The following is a 16,920-nucleotide window of genomic DNA, read 5'->3' on the forward strand; positions in this document are numbered from 1 at the left end:
TCAGTGACCGGAGGTCGCCTTCAACCCGACCACGGCGACCAGCAGCAGAGAGACGAAGAAGATCCGGGCGGCGGTGACGGGCTCCCCCAGCACCACCATCCCGAGCACCGCCGCCCCGGCCGCCCCGATCCCCACCCACACGCCGTAGGCGGTACCGATGGGCAGGGAGCGGGCGGCGTACGAGAGCAGCAGCATGCTGGCGGCGATCCCGGCCCCGGTGAACAGGCTCGGCACCAGCCGGGTGAAACCGTCGGTGTACTTCATCCCGATCGACCAGCCCACTTCGAGCAGACCGGCGACGACAAGCAGAACCCAGGCCATGACAGGCACCTCCGAGACGTACGTACTGAACGGGGGTGCGTCGTCTTTGCAAGCTGCTCTGCGAACGGCTCCCGGTACGGCGCGTCTCGTCGGGGTCCTTCAAAACTAGCAAAGAAACGGGAAAGGGGCTGGTGACCATGGTCACCAGCCCCTGCCGAACCCTTGATTCAGAGGTACAGGCCGGTCGAGTCCTCGGACCCCTCGAACCGGTCCGCCGCCACGGCATGCAGATCCCGTTCACGCATGAGCACATACGCGGTGCCCCGCACCTCGACCTCGGCGCGGTCCTCCGGGTCGTACAGGACCCGGTCGCCCGGCTCCACGGTCCGGACGTTCTGCCCCACCGCGACGACCTCGGCCCACGCCAGCCGGCGCCCCACGGCCGCCGTCGCCGGGATCAGGATCCCGCCACCGGAACGCCGCTCACCCTCGCCGACCTCCTGCCGCACGAGAACCCGGTCGTGCAGCATCCGGATCGGCAGCTTGTCGTCGTGGGTGCGCTGCTCGTCTCTTCTGGACTCGTCTCTTTTGGCGCTCACGCCCTGAACCTACCTGCCATCAACGCGTCCGTACGCCGCCGGGTCAGCGCTTGCGTCGGCGGGCACCGAAGGCCAGCAGCCCCACGACGCCGACCACCACGAGGGCGACGGGCACGACACGCTCCAGACGGGGCGCGCCCTCCTCGTCCACGAACTGGGCCTTCACATCGCCGACGACCCGGTTGACGCCGACGTAGGCCCGGCCCACGGTGTGATCGAGAGTGGAAACAACCTTGGCCTTGGCATCGCCGACGATCGTCTTCGGGTGCACGCGCACCCCGATCTCGTCGAGCGTCTCGGCCAGCACGTCGCGGCGGCGTTTGATGTCCGCCTCGATCTGCGCCGGGTTTCTGGTGTCCGACGTGTCCGCCACCGTTGGGCCTCCGAAGTCAGCTGATGCCTGTTGTGCGTGCTGTTCTGGACAGTCTGTCAGCTCCGCCCGCCGCCGCACTGTCAGGACCCCCGGTTACGCTGGCCCGATGAGTGAGCGACTCCAGCCCGGGGACGTGGCCCCCGACTTCACCCTTCAGGACGCCGACGGCACCGAGGTGTCCCTCGCGGACCACAAGGGCCGCAAAGTCATCGTCTACTTCTACCCCGCCGCCCTGACACCCGGCTGCACCAAGCAGGCCTGCGACTTCACGGACAACCTGGAGCTGCTGACCGGCGCGGGTTACGACGTACTCGGCGTCTCCCCGGACAAGCCGGAGAAACTGGCCAAGTTCCGCGACAAGGAATCCCTGAAGGTCACCCTCCTGGCCGACCCCGAGAAAACGGTCACCGAGGCCTACGGCGCCTACGGCGAGAAGAAGAACTACGGCAAGACCTACATGGGCGTCATCCGCTCCACGATCATCGTGGACGAGGAGGGCAAGGTCGAACGGGCCCTGTACAACGTCCGCGCGACGGGCCACGTGGCAAAGGTCATCAAGGACCTGGGCATCTGACTCCCACGCCTCTCCTGAGCAAGCGGCTCGCACCGGCCTACCCCGGTGCGGGCCGCTCTACGTTTCCGGCGTGACTGTCCGACAAACGGTTCGTTACTCCGTACGAGGCCGCGAACGTGTGGTCGGGAACGGAGGGGAACATGGCTGCCCGGTACACCCGCGAGTTACTGGAAGAGGCGGCTCGCCGCACGACGCACATCGATGACGCGGTCCGATGGTGCGGAGGCAGTCCCTCACCCGGCAGCAGACGCTATCTCCGCCAGAAGATAGCGGAGGCGGGCGTCGGCATCTCCCATCTCACGACGAATCAGGTGCGTCACACCGAGGAGCGACTCCGGGCGGCCGTGGCGACGTCGACCAGCATCAAGGACGTCGTGCGCCGCCTCGGGATCAGCCAGGTCGGCGGCAATCAGACCCACATCAGTCGCCGTATCGCCGCTCTCGGAATCGACACGAACCACTTCGTGGCCACACGGCGAGGCCGCCCCAAAGGTTCTCTCGGGGAGACGCTCTGTCTTCGTTCCGCCGAGGACGGACGGGTGCCGGGCGACCGCCCGCGCCGCGCGCTGCTGCACGCCGGGGTCGAGGAGCGCTGCACGATGTGCGGTACGGGACCGGTGCACCAAGGCCGACCACTCAGGCTCGAAGTGGACCACATCAACGGCGACTGGTGGGACAACCGCCAGGCGAATCTCCAACTGCTCTGCCCCAACTGCCATGCGGTGACGGACACTTACCGCGGCCGCAAGCGGAGGACCCGGGCATGACCTCTCCGAAGTACACGAGCGACCTGCTCGCCCGTACCGCGGCCGCCTCCGCGAGCCTGCCCGACCTGATGCGCCGACTGAACGCTCCGATGGGCAGCGCGCCGCGCACCTACCTGCTCAGGCGTCTCGAACACTACGGAATCGACATCTCGCATTTCATCGACGAGCCGCTGCCCGAACGGGAGCGGCGAAGCTACTCGGAGACGCTTCTGCGGGAAGCGGCCGCCCGTTCGTCCAGCATCCGAGAGATGGTCGAGTACATGGGCCTTGATCCGCGCGACAGCCCGTACGGCCATATCCGGAAGAAGCTCGACCGGTTCGGGATCGACACATCGCACTTCACCAGCGGGCGCAGATACGGCCCGGGAATCCTGCCGTACAGCCAACTCGCGCCTGCCGCAGCCTCCTCCCGGACCATCGCGGGCGTCCTGAAACTGCTTGGCATCGTCGACAACGGAGCTGCCCGCGAACGCCTCAAGAGAAGCGTGGCAGCCCACAACCTGTCGATCGGTCACTTCGTCGGTCAGGGACATCGCCTCGGCACTCAGGGCAGGAACCGCAAGTCCGCCGACCAGATCCTGGTCCGGCTGGAACCGGGTGCCGCCCGCACCAGAACGACGCAACTGCGACGGGCGCTCGACGACCTCGGCGTCCCGCACCTCTGTGCAGGCTGCGGGGTCGGGGACGTATGGCAGGGCAGACGACTCGTCCTGGAGATCGACCACATCAACGGAGACCGGTTGGACAACCGGAAGGAAAACCTTCGGTATCTGTGCCCGTCCTGCCACAGCCAGACGCGGACCTTCTCGAATCGATCTCCCCGTACGACCTCGCAGCAGCGCCCAGTAGAGTAAGCACCGCTGCGGGCCCGTACCCCAGCAGGCTAGAGGGCGCCGGTTTAGGTCCGGTGTGTCGTGGGTTCGAGTCCCACCGGGCCCACTGGAAAAGTAGCCCGACGCCTTTACTTGAAAGGCGTCGGGCCTTTCTGCTGTCAGCCCAAAAGCTCCCGCACCACCGGCACCAACCCCCGAAACGCCTTCCCCCGATGGCTGATCGCGTTCTTCTCCTCCGCGCTCAGCTCCGCGCAGGTTCGCGTGTCCCCCTCCGGCTGCAGGATCGGGTCGTAGCCGAAGCCGTTCGTGCCAACAGGGGCATGCCGGAGCCGGCCCCGCAACTGCCCCTCGACCACCCGTTCCGTGCCGTCCGGGAGCGCGAGGGCCGCTGCGCAGGCGAAGTGGGCGCCTCGGTGTTCGTCGGCGATGTCGGAGAGTTGGGCGAGGAGGAGGTTGAGGTTGGCCTCGTCGTCGCCGTGGTGGCCGGACCAGCGGGCGGAGAAGATGCCGGGGGCACCGTTCAGGACGTCGACGCAGAGGCCCGAGTCGTCGGCCACGGCGGGCAGACCCGTGGCCTGGGCGAGGGCGTGGGCCTTCAGGAGCGCGTTCTCGGCGAAGGTCACGCCGGTTTCCTTGACGTCCGGGATGTCCGGGTAGGCGTCCGCGCCGACCAGCTCGTGGGGCAGGTCGGCCGCGGCGAGGATCGCCCGGAGTTCGGTGATCTTTCCGGCGTTGCGGGTGGCGAGGATCAGGCGGGTCATGCCGGACAGTATTGCGGGCCCGGGTCAGGCCTGGTCCCGCCGGTCGCCACGAGGTGGATACCTACGACGTGCAGACCTTCGTCAGTTCGCCCGCCGCGTCCGTCACCGGGCTGACGTCCGGCGTGTTGTCGCCGTTCTTGATCGCCGTACGGACGTTGTCGACGGCGTCCCCGAGGTCCTCGACGGCCTTGTTGACGTCGGTGTTGTCGGTCTTGTCACCGATCTTGTCGAGGTTCTTGTCGATGGAGGCGAGGGACTCGTCGAGCTGGGTCGGGTCGTTGGAGGCGTTCTCGACCGCCTGTTGGAGGGAGGTGACGCTGTCGGCGATGGCGTCGGCGGTCTGGACGCAGTCCAGGGCCTTGTCGACGGCGTCGCAGCCCGTGGTCACCGCGGTCGTCAACCCGATGGCCGCCACTGCGGCGGCGGTGACGACGAAACGGCGACGGCGGCTTGCGGCCATGGCTGTGTTCCCTCCCTTTTCCAGGCCCGGAAGGCCCCCGTGTGCTGGTCGGGCGCACGGTGGTGTGCCGTGCGCCCGCATTGGTAGGGACGCCGGTGCGGGCGGCCGGGTTGCCCCGTCGGCCGCCCTTTCTTGGGGTTCCCTTTACTTTTCGAGGACCGTATCAAGCGCCTTGCGCTGCAGGACAGCGAGTTCCGTGCAGCCGGCGACGGCGAGGTCGAGGAGGGCGTTGAGCTCGTCGCGCGCGAAGGGTTCGGCCTCGGCGGTGCCCTGGACCTCGACGAAGCGTCCGTCGCCGGTGCAGACGACGTTCATGTCGGTCTCGGCGCGGACGTCCTCCTCGTAGCAGAGGTCCAGCAGCGGGACCGAGCCGACGATGCCGACGGAGACCGCGGAGACCGTGCCGGTGAGCGGCTGGCGGCCGGCCTTGATGAGCTTCTTGCCCTGGGCCCAGGCCACGGCGTCCGCCAGCGCCACGTACGCGCCGGTGATGGCGGCGGTGCGGGTGCCGCCGTCGGCCTGGAGGACGTCGCAGTCCAGGACGATGGTGTTCTCGCCGAGCGCCTTGTAGTCGATGACCGCGCGCAGGGAGCGGCCGATGAGGCGGCTGATCTCGTGGGTGCGGCCGCCGATGCGGCCCTTGACGGACTCGCGGTCGCCGCGGGTGTTGGTGGCGCGGGGCAGCATGGAGTACTCCGCGGTCACCCAGCCCTCGCCGCTGCCCTTGCGCCAGCGGGGGACGCCTTCGGTGACGGAGGCGGTGCAGAAGACCTTCGTGTCGCCGAAGGAGACGAGGACGGAGCCCTCGGCGTGCTTGCTCCAGCCGCGTTCGATGGTGACCGGGCGGAGCTGTTCGGGCGTGCGGCCGTCGATTCGAGACATGGCGACGAGCCTATCGGCACAGGCGGAAGGGGCTCCTCCCGACCGGGAAAGGAGCCCCTTGAGATGAGCGGGCGTGGCTGACTTCGCGTCAGCGCACGACTGACCTCACGTCATCTCACGTCACATCATGTCTTCGATGTCCGCGGCGATCGGGTCGGCGTCGGTGCCGATGACGACCTGGACGGCTGTGCCCATCCGGACGACGCCGTGGGCGCCGGCGGCCTTGAGGGCGGCTTCGTCGACCTTGCCCGGGTCGATGACCTCGGTGCGGAGGCGGGTGATGCAGCCCTCGATCTCTTCGATGTTCTCGATGCCGCCGAGCCCGGCGACGATCTTCTCTGCCTTGGTGGCCATTTCGGTCTCCTCACGCACAGTTGGCCCAACTTTATGAGCGATTGCGCCGTACGTACCGAAAGATGGCGTTACAGCAAGCCAATCGTCGAGAACTGGTCTACACCACCTGACAGGCGGTCGCCAACTGATGAGTGCCCCCACCGAGATCTCACCAGCACGTCGGCGGTGGCAGTCGGCGTTCCAGGGGCTGCAGAAGATGGGCCGCAGCCTGCAGCTCCCGATCGCCGTGCTGCCGGCCGCGGGCATCCTCAACCGCCTTGGCCAGCCTGATGTGTTCGGGGACGACGGGCTGGGCTGGACGAACGTCTCCAAGGTGATGGCGGGGGCGGGCGGCGCGCTGCTGGACGGCACGCTCGGGCTCCCCCTCCTCTTCTGTGTGGGCGTGGCCATCGGCATGGCGAAGAAGTCCGACGGCTCGACCGCGCTGGCGGCGCTCGCGGGGTTCCTCGTCTACTACAACGTGCTGCGCCAGTTCCCGGAGGACTGTCCGTCCGGCGCGACGGCCATGGTCGGGATCGGCTGTCAGGCGACGGTGGACCACTCGGTGGTGGCGTTCACCTACCAGAACCCCGGGGTCTTCGGCGGCATCGTCATGGGCCTGCTGTCGGCCTACTTCTGGCAGCGCTACCACCGCACCCGGCTGGTCGACTGGCTGGGCTTCTTCAACGGCCGCCGTCTCGTCCCGATCATCATGGCCTTCGTCGCGATCGTGTTCGCGGCGCTGTGTCTGTGGGTGTGGCCGCCGATCGGTGACGGTCTGGAGAACTTCAGCGACTGGCTGAGCGACGCGGGTGCCTGGGGCGCGGGCGTGTTCGGTCTGGCCAACCGGGCGCTGCTGGTGATCGGGCTGCACCAGTTCCTGAACGTGCCCATCTGGTTCCAGTTCGGCAGCTTCACCAAGCCGGACGGTTCGGTGGTGCACGGCGACATCAACATGTTCCTGGCGGGCGACCCGAACGCGGGCCAGTTCACCTCGGGTTTCTTCCCCATCATGATGTTCGCCCTGCCGGCCGCGGCCCTCGCGATCACGCACTGCGCGAAGCCGAGCCGCCGCAAGGAGGTCGGCGGTCTCATGCTGTCGGTCGCGCTGACGTCGTTCGTCACCGGCATCACCGAGCCGATCGAGTACTCGTTCCTGTTCATCGCGCCACTGCTGTACGCGGTGCACGCGGTGTTGACCGGTGTGTCGATGGCGGTGACGTGGGGGCTCGGGGTGCACGACGGCTTCAGCTTCTCGGCCGGTCTCATCGACTACGTCATCAACTGGAACCTCGCGACCAGGCCGTGGGCGATCATTCCGATCGGTCTGTGCTTCGCCGCCGTCTACTACGTGATCTTCCGTTTCGCGATCACGCGATTCGACCTGAAAACCCCGGGCAGGGAACCGGAGGACGAGCGAGAGGACGTCACCAAGGCCTGACGCGCAGGTGAACCGGCGTCTACTGCGCGTAGCGATTCCGTTGCGGAATTGACGGGTTCCTTAATAACGACTCCATCGTGTAGAACAGGTCTACACCACTGAGTGGTGTAGACCACCACCCGATGGAGGAAGAAGTATGAGCACCGCCACCGCACCGGCGGCCCCCGCGAAAAGGCGGGGATCCGGTCTGCTCCAGGGCCTGCAGAAGGTCGGCCGCAGCCTGCAGCTGCCGATCGCCGTGCTGCCGGCGGCGGGCATCCTGCTCCGCCTGGGCCAGGACGACGTGTTCGGCAAGGACGGCCTCGGCTGGAACAAGGTCGCGTCGGTCTTCGCCACCGCGGGCGACGCCGTCTTCAGCAACCTGCCGCTGCTGTTCTGTGTCGGCATCGCCATCGGCTTCGCCAAGAAGGCCGACGGCTCGACGGCCCTGGCGGCGCTGGTCGGTTTCCTCGTCTACAAGAACGTACTGACCGCGTTCCCCATCACCGACGCCAAGGTCACCAAGGGTGCGGACATCGCCGCCACCTACAACGACCCCAAGGTTCTCGGCGGCATCATCATGGGCCTCATAGCCGCCGTCACCTGGCAGCGTTTCCACCGCACCAAGCTCCCCGACTGGCTGGGCTTCTTCAACGGCCGCCGTCTGGTGCCGATCCTGATGGCCTTCATCGGCACCGCCGTCGGCGTCGTCTTCGGTCTGATCTGGGAGCCGATCGGCAACGTCATCACCGACTTCGGTGAGTGGATGACCGGTCTCGGCGCCTTCGGTGCGGCCCTCTTCGGCCTGATCAACCGCGCGCTGCTCCCGGTGGGCATGCACCAGTTCGTCAACACCGTGGCCTGGCAGGAGATCGGCTCCTTCAAGGACCCCTCGGGTGCCGTCTGGCACGGCGACCTGCCGCGCTTCTTCCACGGCGACCCGACGGCCGGTCAGTTCATGACGGGCTTCTTCCCGATCATGATGTTCGCGCTCCCCGCCGCCGCGCTGGCGATCACGCACACCGCCCGTCCCGAGCGCCGCAAGGCCGTCGGCGGCATGATGATGTCGCTCGCCCTGACCTCCTTCGTCACGGGCATCACCGAGCCGATCGAGTTCGCGTTCATGTTCATCGCGCCGGTCCTCTACGCCATCCACGCGGTCCTCACAGCGCTCTCCATGGCCGTCACCTGGGCCCTCGGCGTCCACCACGGCTTCAGCTTCTCCGCGGGCGCGATCGACTACTTCCTCAACTGGAACCTGGCGACCAAGCCCTGGCTGATCATCCCGATCGGCCTGGCCTTCGCCGCGATCTACTACGTGGTCTTCCGCTTCGCCATCACCAAGTGGAACCTCCCCACCCCGGGCCGCGAACCCGAGGAGGAGGTCGAGGACCTCACCAAGGCGTGAGTTCTCGCAGGACGTGACAGAGGCCCCCGGAGCGGGAAAGCTCCGGGGGCCTCTGTCACGTCGTAGAACCTAGATCTCGTACGACTTCCTCGGCGCCGCCAGTTCCACCGGCCCGGCGTAGACCGCGCGGGCGTCGGTGAGGTTGGCCTGCGGGTCGGTCCACGGGGGGATGTGGGTGAGGACCAGGCGGCGGGCTCCTGCCCGGGTCGCCGTCTCGCCCGCCTCGCGGCCGTTGAGGTGCAGGTCGGGGATGTTCTCCTTGCCGTACGTGAACGCGGCCTCGCACAGGAACAGGTCGGTGTCCCGGGCGAGTTCGTCCAGGGCCGGGCTGATTCCGGTGTCGCCGGAGTACGTCAGGGACTTGCCCCCCTGCTCGACCCGGATGCCGTAGGCCTCCACGGGATGGGCCACGCGTTCCGTGTGCACCGTGAACGGGCCGATCTCGAACGTGGACGGCTTGACGGTGTGGAAGTCGAAGACCTCGCTCATGGAGGAGGCGGTGGGGGTGTCGGCGTAGGCCGTGGTGAGGCGGTGTTCGGTGCCTTCGGGGCCGTAGACCGGGATGGGGTCGCAGCGACCGCCGTCGTGGCGGTAGTAGCGCGCGACGAAGTACGCGCACATGTCGATGCAGTGGTCGGCGTGCAGATGGCTGAGGAAGATCGCGTCGAGGTCGTAGAGACCGCAGTGGCGCTGCAGTTCGCCAAGGGCGCCGTTGCCCATGTCGAGGAGCAGCCGGAAGCCGTCGGCCTCAAGGAGGTAGCTCGAACAGGCCGATTCCGCGGACGGGAACGACCCCGAGCAGCCGACGACGGTGAGCTTCATAAAGCAGAAACCTCCGCTGGCGGAAAATCCAGAAGATCGGGGAGTGGGGCGTCGGGGGTCATGCGGTTCGTCGAGCGTAAGGCGCAAAACGTCCGGTCGCTCCTCCGCCAAGGGCTGTTGTGGGCGAACTCACCTGTGCTGTCACCGGTTCGGCTGGAAGCGGGGCGTGGGGGGCGCGCGAGAGGGCGCGCGTCGGAGGGTGCGCCCCGGTAACGTCGTCCGTATGGACAGGTCCTGGTGGTTGGCGCTCGCGGCGGTGGTACTGCTGGCGCTGGTCGCCACGCTCATCGACGGCTGGGGGCGGGGGCGCCGGCCGGCGGGGCGCAGGTCTCGCCCGCCGGCCGGGCCCGGTCGCGGTGACGGTAGCGGCGGGCGCGGTAATCGGCCTCGGCCCGCTGAGATCTGGTGGGCGAACGTGCCCTACGAGGATCAGCCGGGGGTTGCGAAGGATCGGCCGTGTCTTGTGCTGGCCGTGCGCGGGCGGAAGGTGACCGTCGCGAAGATCACCAGCAAGTATCACGATGAGCGGGACGGAGTGATTCCCTTGCCGCCGGGGGCCGTTGGCGATTCGCGGGGGCGGGCCAGTTTTCTGGAGACGGACGAGTTGCGTGACGTTCCCCTCCGGGAGTTCCGTCGGAGGGTGGGGGTGGTGGACCCGGTCCTGTGGGACCAGGTCCGTCATCTGGCGAACTGAGCCGTCAGCCCGGAAGAAGAACAACCCCTGTCACGCCCAGAGCTGACCCTGCAACGTCTCGATGGCCTCTTCCGTCGTCGCTGCCGTGTACACACCCGTCGACAGGTACTTCCAGCCGCCGTCCGCCACCACGAACGCGATGTCCGCCGTCTCCCCCGCCGCTACTGCCTTCTTGCCCACGCCGATTGCCGCGTGGAGGGCCGCGCCGGTGGAGACGCCGGCGAAGATGCCCTCCTGCTGGAGGAGTTCGCGGGTTCGGGTGACCGCGTCCGCCGAGCCGACCGAGAAGCGGGTCGTGAGGACGGACGCGTCGTAGAGCTCGGGGACGAAGCCCTCGTCGAGGTTGCGGAGGCCGTAGACGAGGTCGTCGTAGCGCGGTTCGGCGGCGACGATCTTGACGTCCGGCTTCTGTTCGCGGAGGTAGCGGCCGACTCCCATGAGGGTGCCCGTCGTGCCCAGGCCTGCCACGAAGTGGGTGATGGAGGGGAGGTCGGCGAGGATCTCCGGGCCCGTCGTCGCGTAGTGGGCGCCGGCGTTGTCCGGGTTGCCGTACTGGTAGAGCATCACCCAGTCCGGGTGCTCGGCGGAGAGCTCCTTGGCCACGCGTACGGCGGTGTTGGAGCCGCCGGCGGCCGGGCTGGGGATGATCTCGGCGCCCCACATGCCGAGCAGGTCCCGGCGTTCCTGCGAGGTGTTCTCGGGCATCACGCAGACCATGCGGTAGCCCTTGAGCTTGGCGGCCATCGCGAGGGAGATGCCGGTGTTGCCGCTGGTCGGCTCCAGGATCGTGCAGCCCGGGGTGAGCCGGCCGTCCTTCTCCGCCTGCTCGACCATGTGCAGGGCGGGGCGGTCCTTGACCGAGCCGGTCGGGTTGCGGTCCTCCAGCTTGGCCCAGATGCGGACGTCGGCGGACGGCGAGAGCCGCGGCAGGCGCACCAGAGGGGTGTTGCCCACCGCGGCCAGCGGGGAGTCGTAGCGCATCGAGGATCAGGCCATGCCGCCGGCCACGGCCGGCAGGATCGTCACGTTGTCGCCGTCGGCGACCTTGGTGTTGATGCCCTCCAGGAAGCGGACGTCCTCGTCGTTCAGGTAGACGTTGACGAAGCGGCGCAGCTCGCCGCCGTCCACGATGCGGGCCTGGATGCCCGCGTGCCGGGTCTCGAGGTCGGTGAAGAGCTCGGCGAGGGTGTCCCCGTCGCCCTGCACGGCCTTCTGGCCGTCGGTGTACGGGCGGAGGATGGTGGGGATGCGGACCTCGATGGCCATGGCGAAGGGCTCCTGTCGGAAAGGGTCTGGTCTCGGAGAGAGCGCGGCACAGCGCCGCGGCGCACGGCCTGCGGCGACAGCGCGGAGGTCAACAGATGGCGCTGTTCAGCCTGCACAGGTCGACGTGCAGCCGCGCCACGAGCAGCGTGCCCGGCGCCTTGTCGCTCACGTCGAGAAGAACCATGGGGTCATCGTATCGATTCCCGGTCGGGGCCCCGGAGTGTGATCTCGCATGCTGGATGAATTCTGCCCGAATTGCGAGATCAGTAGGCCTCTACGATCCTGACCTCCTCCTCCGTGACCTCGCCCTCGACGATGCGGTACGAGCGGAACTGGAAGTCGCCGAGGCTGTCGGTGTCGGCGGTGGAGACCAGGACGTAGTGGGCGCCGGGCTCGTTCGCGTAGGAGATGTCGGTGCGGGAGGGGTAGGCCTCGGTCGCGGTGTGGGAGTGGTAGACGACCACCGGCTCCTCGTCGCGGTCGTCCATCTCGCGGTAGAGCTTGAGCAGGTCGCCGGAGTCGAACTCGTAGAACGTGGGCGACATGGCCGCGTTCAGCATCGGGATGAAGCGCTCGGGGCGGTCCGAGTCCTCGGGGCCCGCGACGACGCCGCACGCCTCGTCGGGATGGTCCTTGCGCGCGTGCGCGACGATCTGGTCGACCAGGGCCTGGGTGATGGTCAGCATGGTCGTCAGGATAAGTCGTCGTAATAAGGAGAAGGGCAGTCCCGTATCGAGGCGTGGTACGGGACTGCCCACATGGTGAGCTGTTCGGGGCTCCCCGGGTCGGACTCAGCCGATCTTCTCGAAGTCCTCGGACTCCGGTTCCCTGCGCGCCGCGATCTCCGGGTTGCGGGACTTCAGGATCGACCAGCCGATGCCGAGCACCGCCGCCCAGCCGGCCATCACGTACAGGCAGACGCGGGAGTCGGCGTCGTAGGCGATCAGGCAGGTGACGAAGAGGAGGAAGACGATGGCGATCCAGCTGCACTTCGAGCCGCCCGGGGCCGGGAAGGGCGAGGCGGGCAGGCGGCCCGCGTCGACCGCGCGGCGGTAGAGGACGTGGCTGATCAGGATCATCAGCCAGGTCCAGATGCCGGCGGCGGTGGCCACCGAGGTGACGTAGCCGAAGGCCTTCTCCGGGACGACGTAGTTCAGGACGACGCCGATGCCCATGCAGAGGACGGAGACGGTGATACCGAAGGCCGGGGCCTTGGTGCCGGACAGCCGCTGGAAGACCTTGGGGGCCTCGCCGTTGGCGGCCAGGTTGCGCAGCATGCGGCCGGTCGAGTACATGCCGGAGTTGCAGGAGGACAGGGCCGCGGTGAGGACGACGAAGTTGACGATTCCGGCGCCGGCCGGGATGCCGATCTTCGCGAAGGCCTCGACGAAGGGCGAGACGCCGGGGGCGAACTCGGTCCACTTCACCACGCAGAGGATGACGCTGAGGGCGCCGACGTAGAAGAGGGCGATGCGCCAGGGAAGGGTGTTGATCGCCTTGGGGAGGGTCTTCTCCGGGTTCTCCGACTCGCCGGCGGTGACGCCGACCAGCTCGACCGCGAGGTAGGCGAACATGACGCCCTGCAGGGTCATCAGGGACGAGCCGACGCCCTTGGGGAAGAAGCCGTCGAACTGCCAGAGGTTGGCGACGGCGGCGGTGTCACCGGCGGAGCTGAAGCCGAAGGTGAGGACGCCGAGGCCGATCACGATCATGCCGATCAGGGCGGTGACCTTGACCATCGAGAACCAGAACTCCAGCTCTCCGAAGACCTTCACGGAGATCAGGTTGACCCCGAAGAGGACCACCAGGAAGACCAGGGCCGTCACCCACTGCGGGACCGACGGGAACCAGTAGTTGACGTAGATCGCGGCGGCGGTCAGCTCGGCCATGCCGGTGACCACCCACATCAGCTAGTACGTCCAGCCGGTGAAGTAGCCGAAGAACGGGCCGAGGAACTCGCGGGAGTACTCCGCGAAGGAGCCCGAGACCGGGCGGTACAGGAGCAGTTCGCCAAGCGCCCGCATGATGAAGAAGATGATCACGCCCGCGAGGGCGTACATGACGATGAGGCTGGGACCGGCCTTGGCGATGTTCGCGCCGGCGCCCAGGAACAGCCCGACTCCGATGGCACCGCCGATGGCGATCATCTGGACCTGTCGGCTGCCGAGCCCGCGCTCGTACCCCTCCTCGGGGGCCTTCTCCGTGTCGACCTGAGCGGAGGTCATGTGTGGTGTGCCTTTCGCCGAGTCCACCGTGTGCAGTCGTGAAGATCTATCACGGCCGTACCGGTGATCGACGGGTGTGTTTGTGGCGCACACCACAGGAAGAAGCGGACAAAGCGCGGTCGGCGTCGGCATAACCGGCCGCCGCGGTGACGTGATCGTTATCCGGATTTGAGCGTCTGCTGAGCGAACAGGAAACGCTCACCGGTCACGGCATCAGGGTGGACACGAGCGTCTCCTGGAGCCCGCCGAGCCACAGATACGCCATCACCATCGGCTTGCGCGGGTCCTCGTCCGGCAGCCGGTAGAGGTCGTCGGTGTCGTCCTCGTCGGTGATCTCCAGGCGTGAACCGATCGCCAGGCGCAGGTCGTTCAGGGCGCCGAGCCACTGCCGGGAGTCCTCGGCCGACAGCTTGAGGATCGCGCCGCCGTCGCCGGCCGGGGTCAGTCCGTCCAGGGTGCGCACCACCGCGAGGGCGCTCTCGCGCTTGCCGGCCCGCAGGTCGTTCTCGGTGTAGCGGCGGAACTCGGACGAGTACTCCCGGTTCTCCTCAGCCTGCCCCGGCGAGTCCGGGACCTGCTCGGGGTCGCTGTAGGCGTCCGGGAACAGGCGGCGCAGCACCGGGTCCTTGGGGGGCTCGCTGGGGCCCTCGGCGAAGAGTTCGGCCAGCGGGTCGTCGGAGGCGTCCTCGCCGGGTCCGGGGCCGATGAGTTCCAGCAGCTGGACGGCCAGCGACCGGATGATGGAGATCTCGACGTCGTCGAGTGCGACGGCCGCGCCGCCGCCGGGGAGCGGTTCGAAGTGTCCGGGCATGAAGGGCGTCGCTACTTCCGGTGCTGGGTCGCTACTTCCGGTCCTGCTGGAGGGTGGCCCACAGGCCGTAGCCGTGCATGGCCTGCACGTCCCGTTCCATCTCCTCGCGGCTGCCGCTGGAGACGACCGCCCGGCCCTTGTGGTGCACGTCGAGCATGAGCTTGGTGGCCTTGTGCTTGCTGTAGCCGAAGTACGCCTGGAAGACGTACGTCACGTAGCTCATGAGGTTGACCGGGTCGTTGTGGACGATCGTGACCCAGGGGACGTCCGGCTCGGGTACGGCGAAGACCTCCTCCGCCGACTCGGTGCGTTCGATCTCCAGGGGTGCGGGTGACGTCACAGGGCCCATGCTGCCACGCATCCCATAAATCGTCACACCGACGAGAAGGGAGTACCATCTCTCGTCATGAACACAGCGGACCTTGGGCTGCCGGTGGACGTTCCCTCTACGGCGCTCTTCACGGACCAGTACGAGCTGACGATGCTGCAGGCCGCCCTGAAAGCGGGGACGGCCGAGCGGCGGAGCGTGTTCGAGGTCTTCACCCGGCGGCTGCCCGACGGGCGGCGCTACGGCGTCCTGGCGGGCACCGGGCGGGTCCTGGACGCGGTCGAGAACTTCCGCTTCGACGCGGGTGTCCTGGGCTACCTGCGGGAGCGGGACATCGTCGACGAGGCGACCCTTCAGTGGCTCGCGGGCTACCGCTTCTCCGGTGACATCTGGGGCTACCCGGAGGGCGAGGTGTACTTCCCGGGCTCCCCGATCATGCGGGTCGAGGGCTCCTTCGCCGAGTGCGTGCTGCTGGAGACCGTGATCCTGTCCATCCTCAACCACGACTCCGCGATCGCCGCGGCGGCCTCGCGGATGTCCTCGGCGGCGGGCGGGCGCCCGCTGATCGAGATGGGCGCCCGCCGCACCCACGAGCTGGCGGCCGTCGCCGCCTCCCGCGCCGCCTACGTCGGCGGTTTCGCCTCCACCTCCGACCTCGCGGCCGGCTTCCGCTACAACATCCCGACCGTGGGCACCTCCGCCCACGCCTTCACGCTCCTGCACGACAACGAGCGGGACGCCTTCCAGGCCCAGGTCGACTCGCTGGGCCGGGACACCACGCTGCTGGTGGACACCTACGACGTCGCGACGGCCGTCCGTACGGCCGTCGAGGTGGCCGGGCCCGAGCTGGGCGCCGTACGCATCGACTCCGGCGACCTGCTCCTGGTCGCGCACCGGGTGCGGCAGCAGCTGGACGAGCTGGGCGCGACGAACACGCGGATCATCGTCACCTCGGACCTGGACGAGTACGCCATCGCCTCGCTGGCGGCGGCTCCGGTGGACGCGTACGGCGTCGGTACGCAGTTGGTGACCGGGTCGGGGCACCCGACCTGCTCGATGGTCTACAAGCTGGTCGCCCGCGCCGAGTCCGCCGACCTCAAGGCGCCGCTGGTGGCGGTGGCGAAGAAGGCGGCCGGCGGCAAGACCTCCGTCGGCGGGCGCAAGTGGGCCGCGCGGCGGCTGGACGAGGACGGGGTCGCGGAGGCCGAGGTCGTGGGCACCGGGGCCGTGCCGGCCGAGCTGGTGGACCGGCAGCTGCTCGTCGAACTGGTCAAGGGCGGTGACGTGGTGGCCCGCGAGCCGCTGGACGTCGTACGCGACCGGCACACGGCCGCGCGGGCGGGGCTGCCGCTGTCGGCGACCCAGCTGTCGCGCGGGGAACCGGTCATTCCGACGGAGTACGTACTGGGGCGCTCGGGTAGCTAATGCGGGGCACGCCCTCCCGCTGGGGGCCCGAAGTCTCTAGGCTCGAACTTCACTCACAGTCGAAGGACACCCACCATGCGCCGCGCCTTGATCGTCGTCGACGTACAGAACGACTTCTGCGAGGGGGGCAGCCTCGCGGTGGCCGGGGGCGGCGATGTGGCCGCCGCCGTGACCGAGCTGATCGGTCAGGCGGCCGGTTCCGGCTACCAGCATGTGGTGGCCACCCGCGACCACCACATCGCACCCGGCGGCCACTTCGCCGACAACCCCGACTACGCCCACTCCTGGCCCGCGCACTGCGTCGCGGGCACGGAGGGTGTGGGCTTCCACCCGAACTTCGCGCCGGCCGTCGCCTCCGGCGCGATCGACGCCGTCTTCGACAAGGGCGCCTACGCGGCCGCGTACAGCGGCTTCGAGGGCGCCGACGAGAACGGCGTGAAACTGGGCGACTGGCTGCGGGCCCGGCAGGTCGGCGAGGTCGACGTGGTGGGCATCGCGACCGACCACTGCGTGCGGGCCACCGCCCTGGACGCGGTCCGCGAGGGCTTCCGCACCCGGGTCCTGCTGGAGCTGACCGCGGGCGTCGCGGAGGAGACCACCGACCGCGCGCTGGAGGAGATGCGCGAGGCCGGCGTGGAACTGACGGGCAAGCCCGTCGTCGCGTAGGGCTCCCAGCGG

General features: G+C 68.4%; 22 protein-coding genes, 1 tRNA gene and 1 pseudogene. 9 read left to right on the forward strand and 15 right to left on the reverse strand.

Annotation, left to right across the window (positions count from 1 at the left end; translation table 11 throughout):
• The 3 genes from M2283_RS42340 to M2283_RS42350 all read right to left on the reverse strand — a co-directional run bounded on the left by M2283_RS42340 (nt 1) and on the right by M2283_RS42350 (nt 1,233).
• The gene (locus M2283_RS42340; protein WP_280881910.1) at nt 1–321 is read right to left on the reverse strand and encodes a DMT family transporter; all 321 of its coding nucleotides are present in this window, start codon (nt 319–321) and stop codon (nt 1–3) included.
• A 167-nt stretch (nt 322–488) separates the two neighbouring features.
• Complete coding sequence (locus M2283_RS42345) at nt 489–791, reverse strand: GroES family chaperonin (protein WP_280882026.1); 303 nt, start codon at nt 789–791, stop codon at nt 489–491.
• A gap of 112 nt (nt 792–903) precedes the next feature.
• Nucleotides 904–1,233 (reverse strand): DUF3618 domain-containing protein, encoded by a 330-nt coding sequence (locus M2283_RS42350; protein ID WP_280881911.1) that lies wholly within the window; start codon nt 1,231–1,233, stop codon nt 904–906.
• Between the two features lie 106 nt (nt 1,234–1,339).
• On the opposite strand from M2283_RS42350, the gene bcp reads away from it, so the two are divergent.
• The 4 genes from bcp to M2283_RS42370 all read left to right on the forward strand — a co-directional run bounded on the left by bcp (nt 1,340) and on the right by M2283_RS42370 (nt 3,513).
• On the forward strand, nt 1,340–1,807 hold the full coding sequence (gene bcp, locus M2283_RS42355; RefSeq protein ID WP_280881912.1) for a thioredoxin-dependent thiol peroxidase: 468 nt from the start codon (nt 1,340–1,342) through the stop codon (nt 1,805–1,807).
• A 140-nt stretch (nt 1,808–1,947) separates the two neighbouring features.
• Nucleotides 1,948–2,574: an HNH endonuclease gene (locus M2283_RS42360; protein WP_280881913.1), complete on the forward strand. Its 627-nt coding sequence runs from the start codon at nt 1,948–1,950 to the stop codon at nt 2,572–2,574.
• Nucleotides 2,571–3,428, forward strand: a complete 858-nt coding sequence (locus M2283_RS42365) for an HNH endonuclease (protein WP_280881914.1) — start codon at nt 2,571–2,573, stop codon at nt 3,426–3,428. The genes M2283_RS42360 and M2283_RS42365 overlap by 4 nt, the downstream gene beginning before the upstream one ends.
• Before the next feature lie 10 nt (nt 3,429–3,438).
• A tRNA-Leu gene (locus M2283_RS42370) sits at nt 3,439–3,513 on the forward strand.
• Between the two features lie 52 nt (nt 3,514–3,565).
• Here the strand turns inward: M2283_RS42370 and rdgB are convergent.
• The 4 genes from rdgB to M2283_RS42390 all read right to left on the reverse strand — a co-directional run bounded on the left by rdgB (nt 3,566) and on the right by M2283_RS42390 (nt 5,864).
• Nucleotides 3,566–4,168 (reverse strand): RdgB/HAM1 family non-canonical purine NTP pyrophosphatase, encoded by a 603-nt coding sequence (gene rdgB, locus M2283_RS42375; protein WP_280881915.1) that lies wholly within the window; start codon nt 4,166–4,168, stop codon nt 3,566–3,568.
• Nucleotides 4,169–4,229: 61 nt separating this feature from the next.
• A complete protein-coding gene (locus M2283_RS42380; RefSeq protein WP_280881916.1) occupies nt 4,230–4,628 on the reverse strand; it encodes a hypothetical protein in 399 nt (132 codons plus the stop codon).
• A 144-nt stretch (nt 4,629–4,772) separates the two neighbouring features.
• Nucleotides 4,773–5,510: a ribonuclease PH gene (rph, locus tag M2283_RS42385; protein WP_280881917.1), complete on the reverse strand. Its 738-nt coding sequence runs from the start codon at nt 5,508–5,510 to the stop codon at nt 4,773–4,775.
• 120 nt (nt 5,511–5,630) lie between these two features.
• A complete protein-coding gene (locus M2283_RS42390; RefSeq protein WP_280881918.1) occupies nt 5,631–5,864 on the reverse strand; it encodes a PTS glucose/sucrose transporter subunit IIB in 234 nt (77 codons plus the stop codon).
• 127 nt (nt 5,865–5,991) lie between these two features.
• Here M2283_RS42390 and M2283_RS42395 point away from each other — a divergent pair, with 127 nt between their 5' ends.
• Together M2283_RS42395 and M2283_RS42400 are read left to right on the forward strand one after the other, a co-directional pair.
• Entirely contained in the window at nt 5,992–7,284 is a 1,293-nt protein-coding gene (locus tag M2283_RS42395) for a PTS transporter subunit EIIC (RefSeq protein WP_280881919.1), read from the forward strand.
• A 136-nt stretch (nt 7,285–7,420) separates the two neighbouring features.
• Nucleotides 7,421–8,671: a PTS transporter subunit EIIC gene (locus tag M2283_RS42400; protein WP_280881920.1), complete on the forward strand. Its 1,251-nt coding sequence runs from the start codon at nt 7,421–7,423 to the stop codon at nt 8,669–8,671.
• Between the two features lie 69 nt (nt 8,672–8,740).
• Here M2283_RS42400 and M2283_RS42405 read toward each other — a convergent pair whose 3' ends face one another.
• The gene (locus M2283_RS42405; RefSeq protein ID WP_280881921.1) at nt 8,741–9,493 is read right to left on the reverse strand and encodes an MBL fold metallo-hydrolase; all 753 of its coding nucleotides are present in this window, start codon (nt 9,491–9,493) and stop codon (nt 8,741–8,743) included.
• Nucleotides 9,494–9,716: 223 nt separating this feature from the next.
• Between M2283_RS42405 and M2283_RS42410 the strand changes: the two genes are divergently transcribed.
• Nucleotides 9,717–10,187, forward strand: coding sequence for a type II toxin-antitoxin system PemK/MazF family toxin (locus M2283_RS42410; protein WP_280881922.1), 471 nt, complete (start codon nt 9,717–9,719; stop codon nt 10,185–10,187).
• Between the two features lie 30 nt (nt 10,188–10,217).
• On the opposite strand, the gene M2283_RS42415 is transcribed toward M2283_RS42410, so the two are convergent.
• From M2283_RS42415 to clpS, 7 genes and pseudogenes are all read right to left on the reverse strand, one after another.
• Nucleotides 10,218–11,168, reverse strand: coding sequence for a PLP-dependent cysteine synthase family protein (locus M2283_RS42415; RefSeq protein ID WP_280881923.1), 951 nt, complete (start codon nt 11,166–11,168; stop codon nt 10,218–10,220).
• Nucleotides 11,169–11,174: 6 nt separating this feature from the next.
• A complete protein-coding gene (locus M2283_RS42420) occupies nt 11,175–11,453 on the reverse strand; it encodes a MoaD/ThiS family protein (protein WP_280881924.1) in 279 nt (92 codons plus the stop codon).
• 88 nt (nt 11,454–11,541) lie between these two features.
• The gene (locus M2283_RS51770; RefSeq protein ID WP_019065921.1) at nt 11,542–11,637 is read right to left on the reverse strand and encodes a putative leader peptide; all 96 of its coding nucleotides are present in this window, start codon (nt 11,635–11,637) and stop codon (nt 11,542–11,544) included.
• A gap of 79 nt (nt 11,638–11,716) precedes the next feature.
• A complete protein-coding gene (locus tag M2283_RS42425) occupies nt 11,717–12,139 on the reverse strand; it encodes a M67 family metallopeptidase (protein ID WP_280881925.1) in 423 nt (140 codons plus the stop codon).
• A 105-nt stretch (nt 12,140–12,244) separates the two neighbouring features.
• A pseudogene (locus M2283_RS42430) lies at nt 12,245–13,678 on the reverse strand (amino acid permease).
• 205 nt (nt 13,679–13,883) lie between these two features.
• Nucleotides 13,884–14,489, reverse strand: a complete 606-nt coding sequence (locus tag M2283_RS42435; protein WP_280881926.1) for a DUF2017 domain-containing protein — start codon at nt 14,487–14,489, stop codon at nt 13,884–13,886.
• A gap of 31 nt (nt 14,490–14,520) precedes the next feature.
• Complete coding sequence (gene clpS / locus M2283_RS42440; RefSeq protein ID WP_280882027.1) at nt 14,521–14,838, reverse strand: ATP-dependent Clp protease adapter ClpS; 318 nt, start codon at nt 14,836–14,838, stop codon at nt 14,521–14,523.
• Nucleotides 14,839–14,895: 57 nt separating this feature from the next.
• On the opposite strand from clpS, the gene M2283_RS42445 reads away from it, so the two are divergent.
• Together M2283_RS42445 and M2283_RS42450 are read left to right on the forward strand one after the other, a co-directional pair.
• Nucleotides 14,896–16,242 carry a nicotinate phosphoribosyltransferase gene (locus M2283_RS42445; protein ID WP_280881927.1) on the forward strand — a complete coding sequence of 449 codons (1,347 nt, stop codon included), beginning with the start codon at nt 14,896–14,898 and terminating at the stop codon, nt 16,240–16,242.
• 75 nt (nt 16,243–16,317) lie between these two features.
• Nucleotides 16,318–16,908, forward strand: a complete 591-nt coding sequence (locus M2283_RS42450) for a nicotinamidase (RefSeq protein WP_280881928.1) — start codon at nt 16,318–16,320, stop codon at nt 16,906–16,908.
• The last annotated feature ends 12 nt before the right edge of the window (nt 16,909–16,920 follow it).

Origin of the sequence: Streptomyces pseudovenezuelae (genome assembly GCF_029892565.1) — a bacterium.
Lineage (GTDB): Bacteria > Actinomycetota > Actinomycetes > Streptomycetales > Streptomycetaceae > Streptomyces > Streptomyces pseudovenezuelae_A.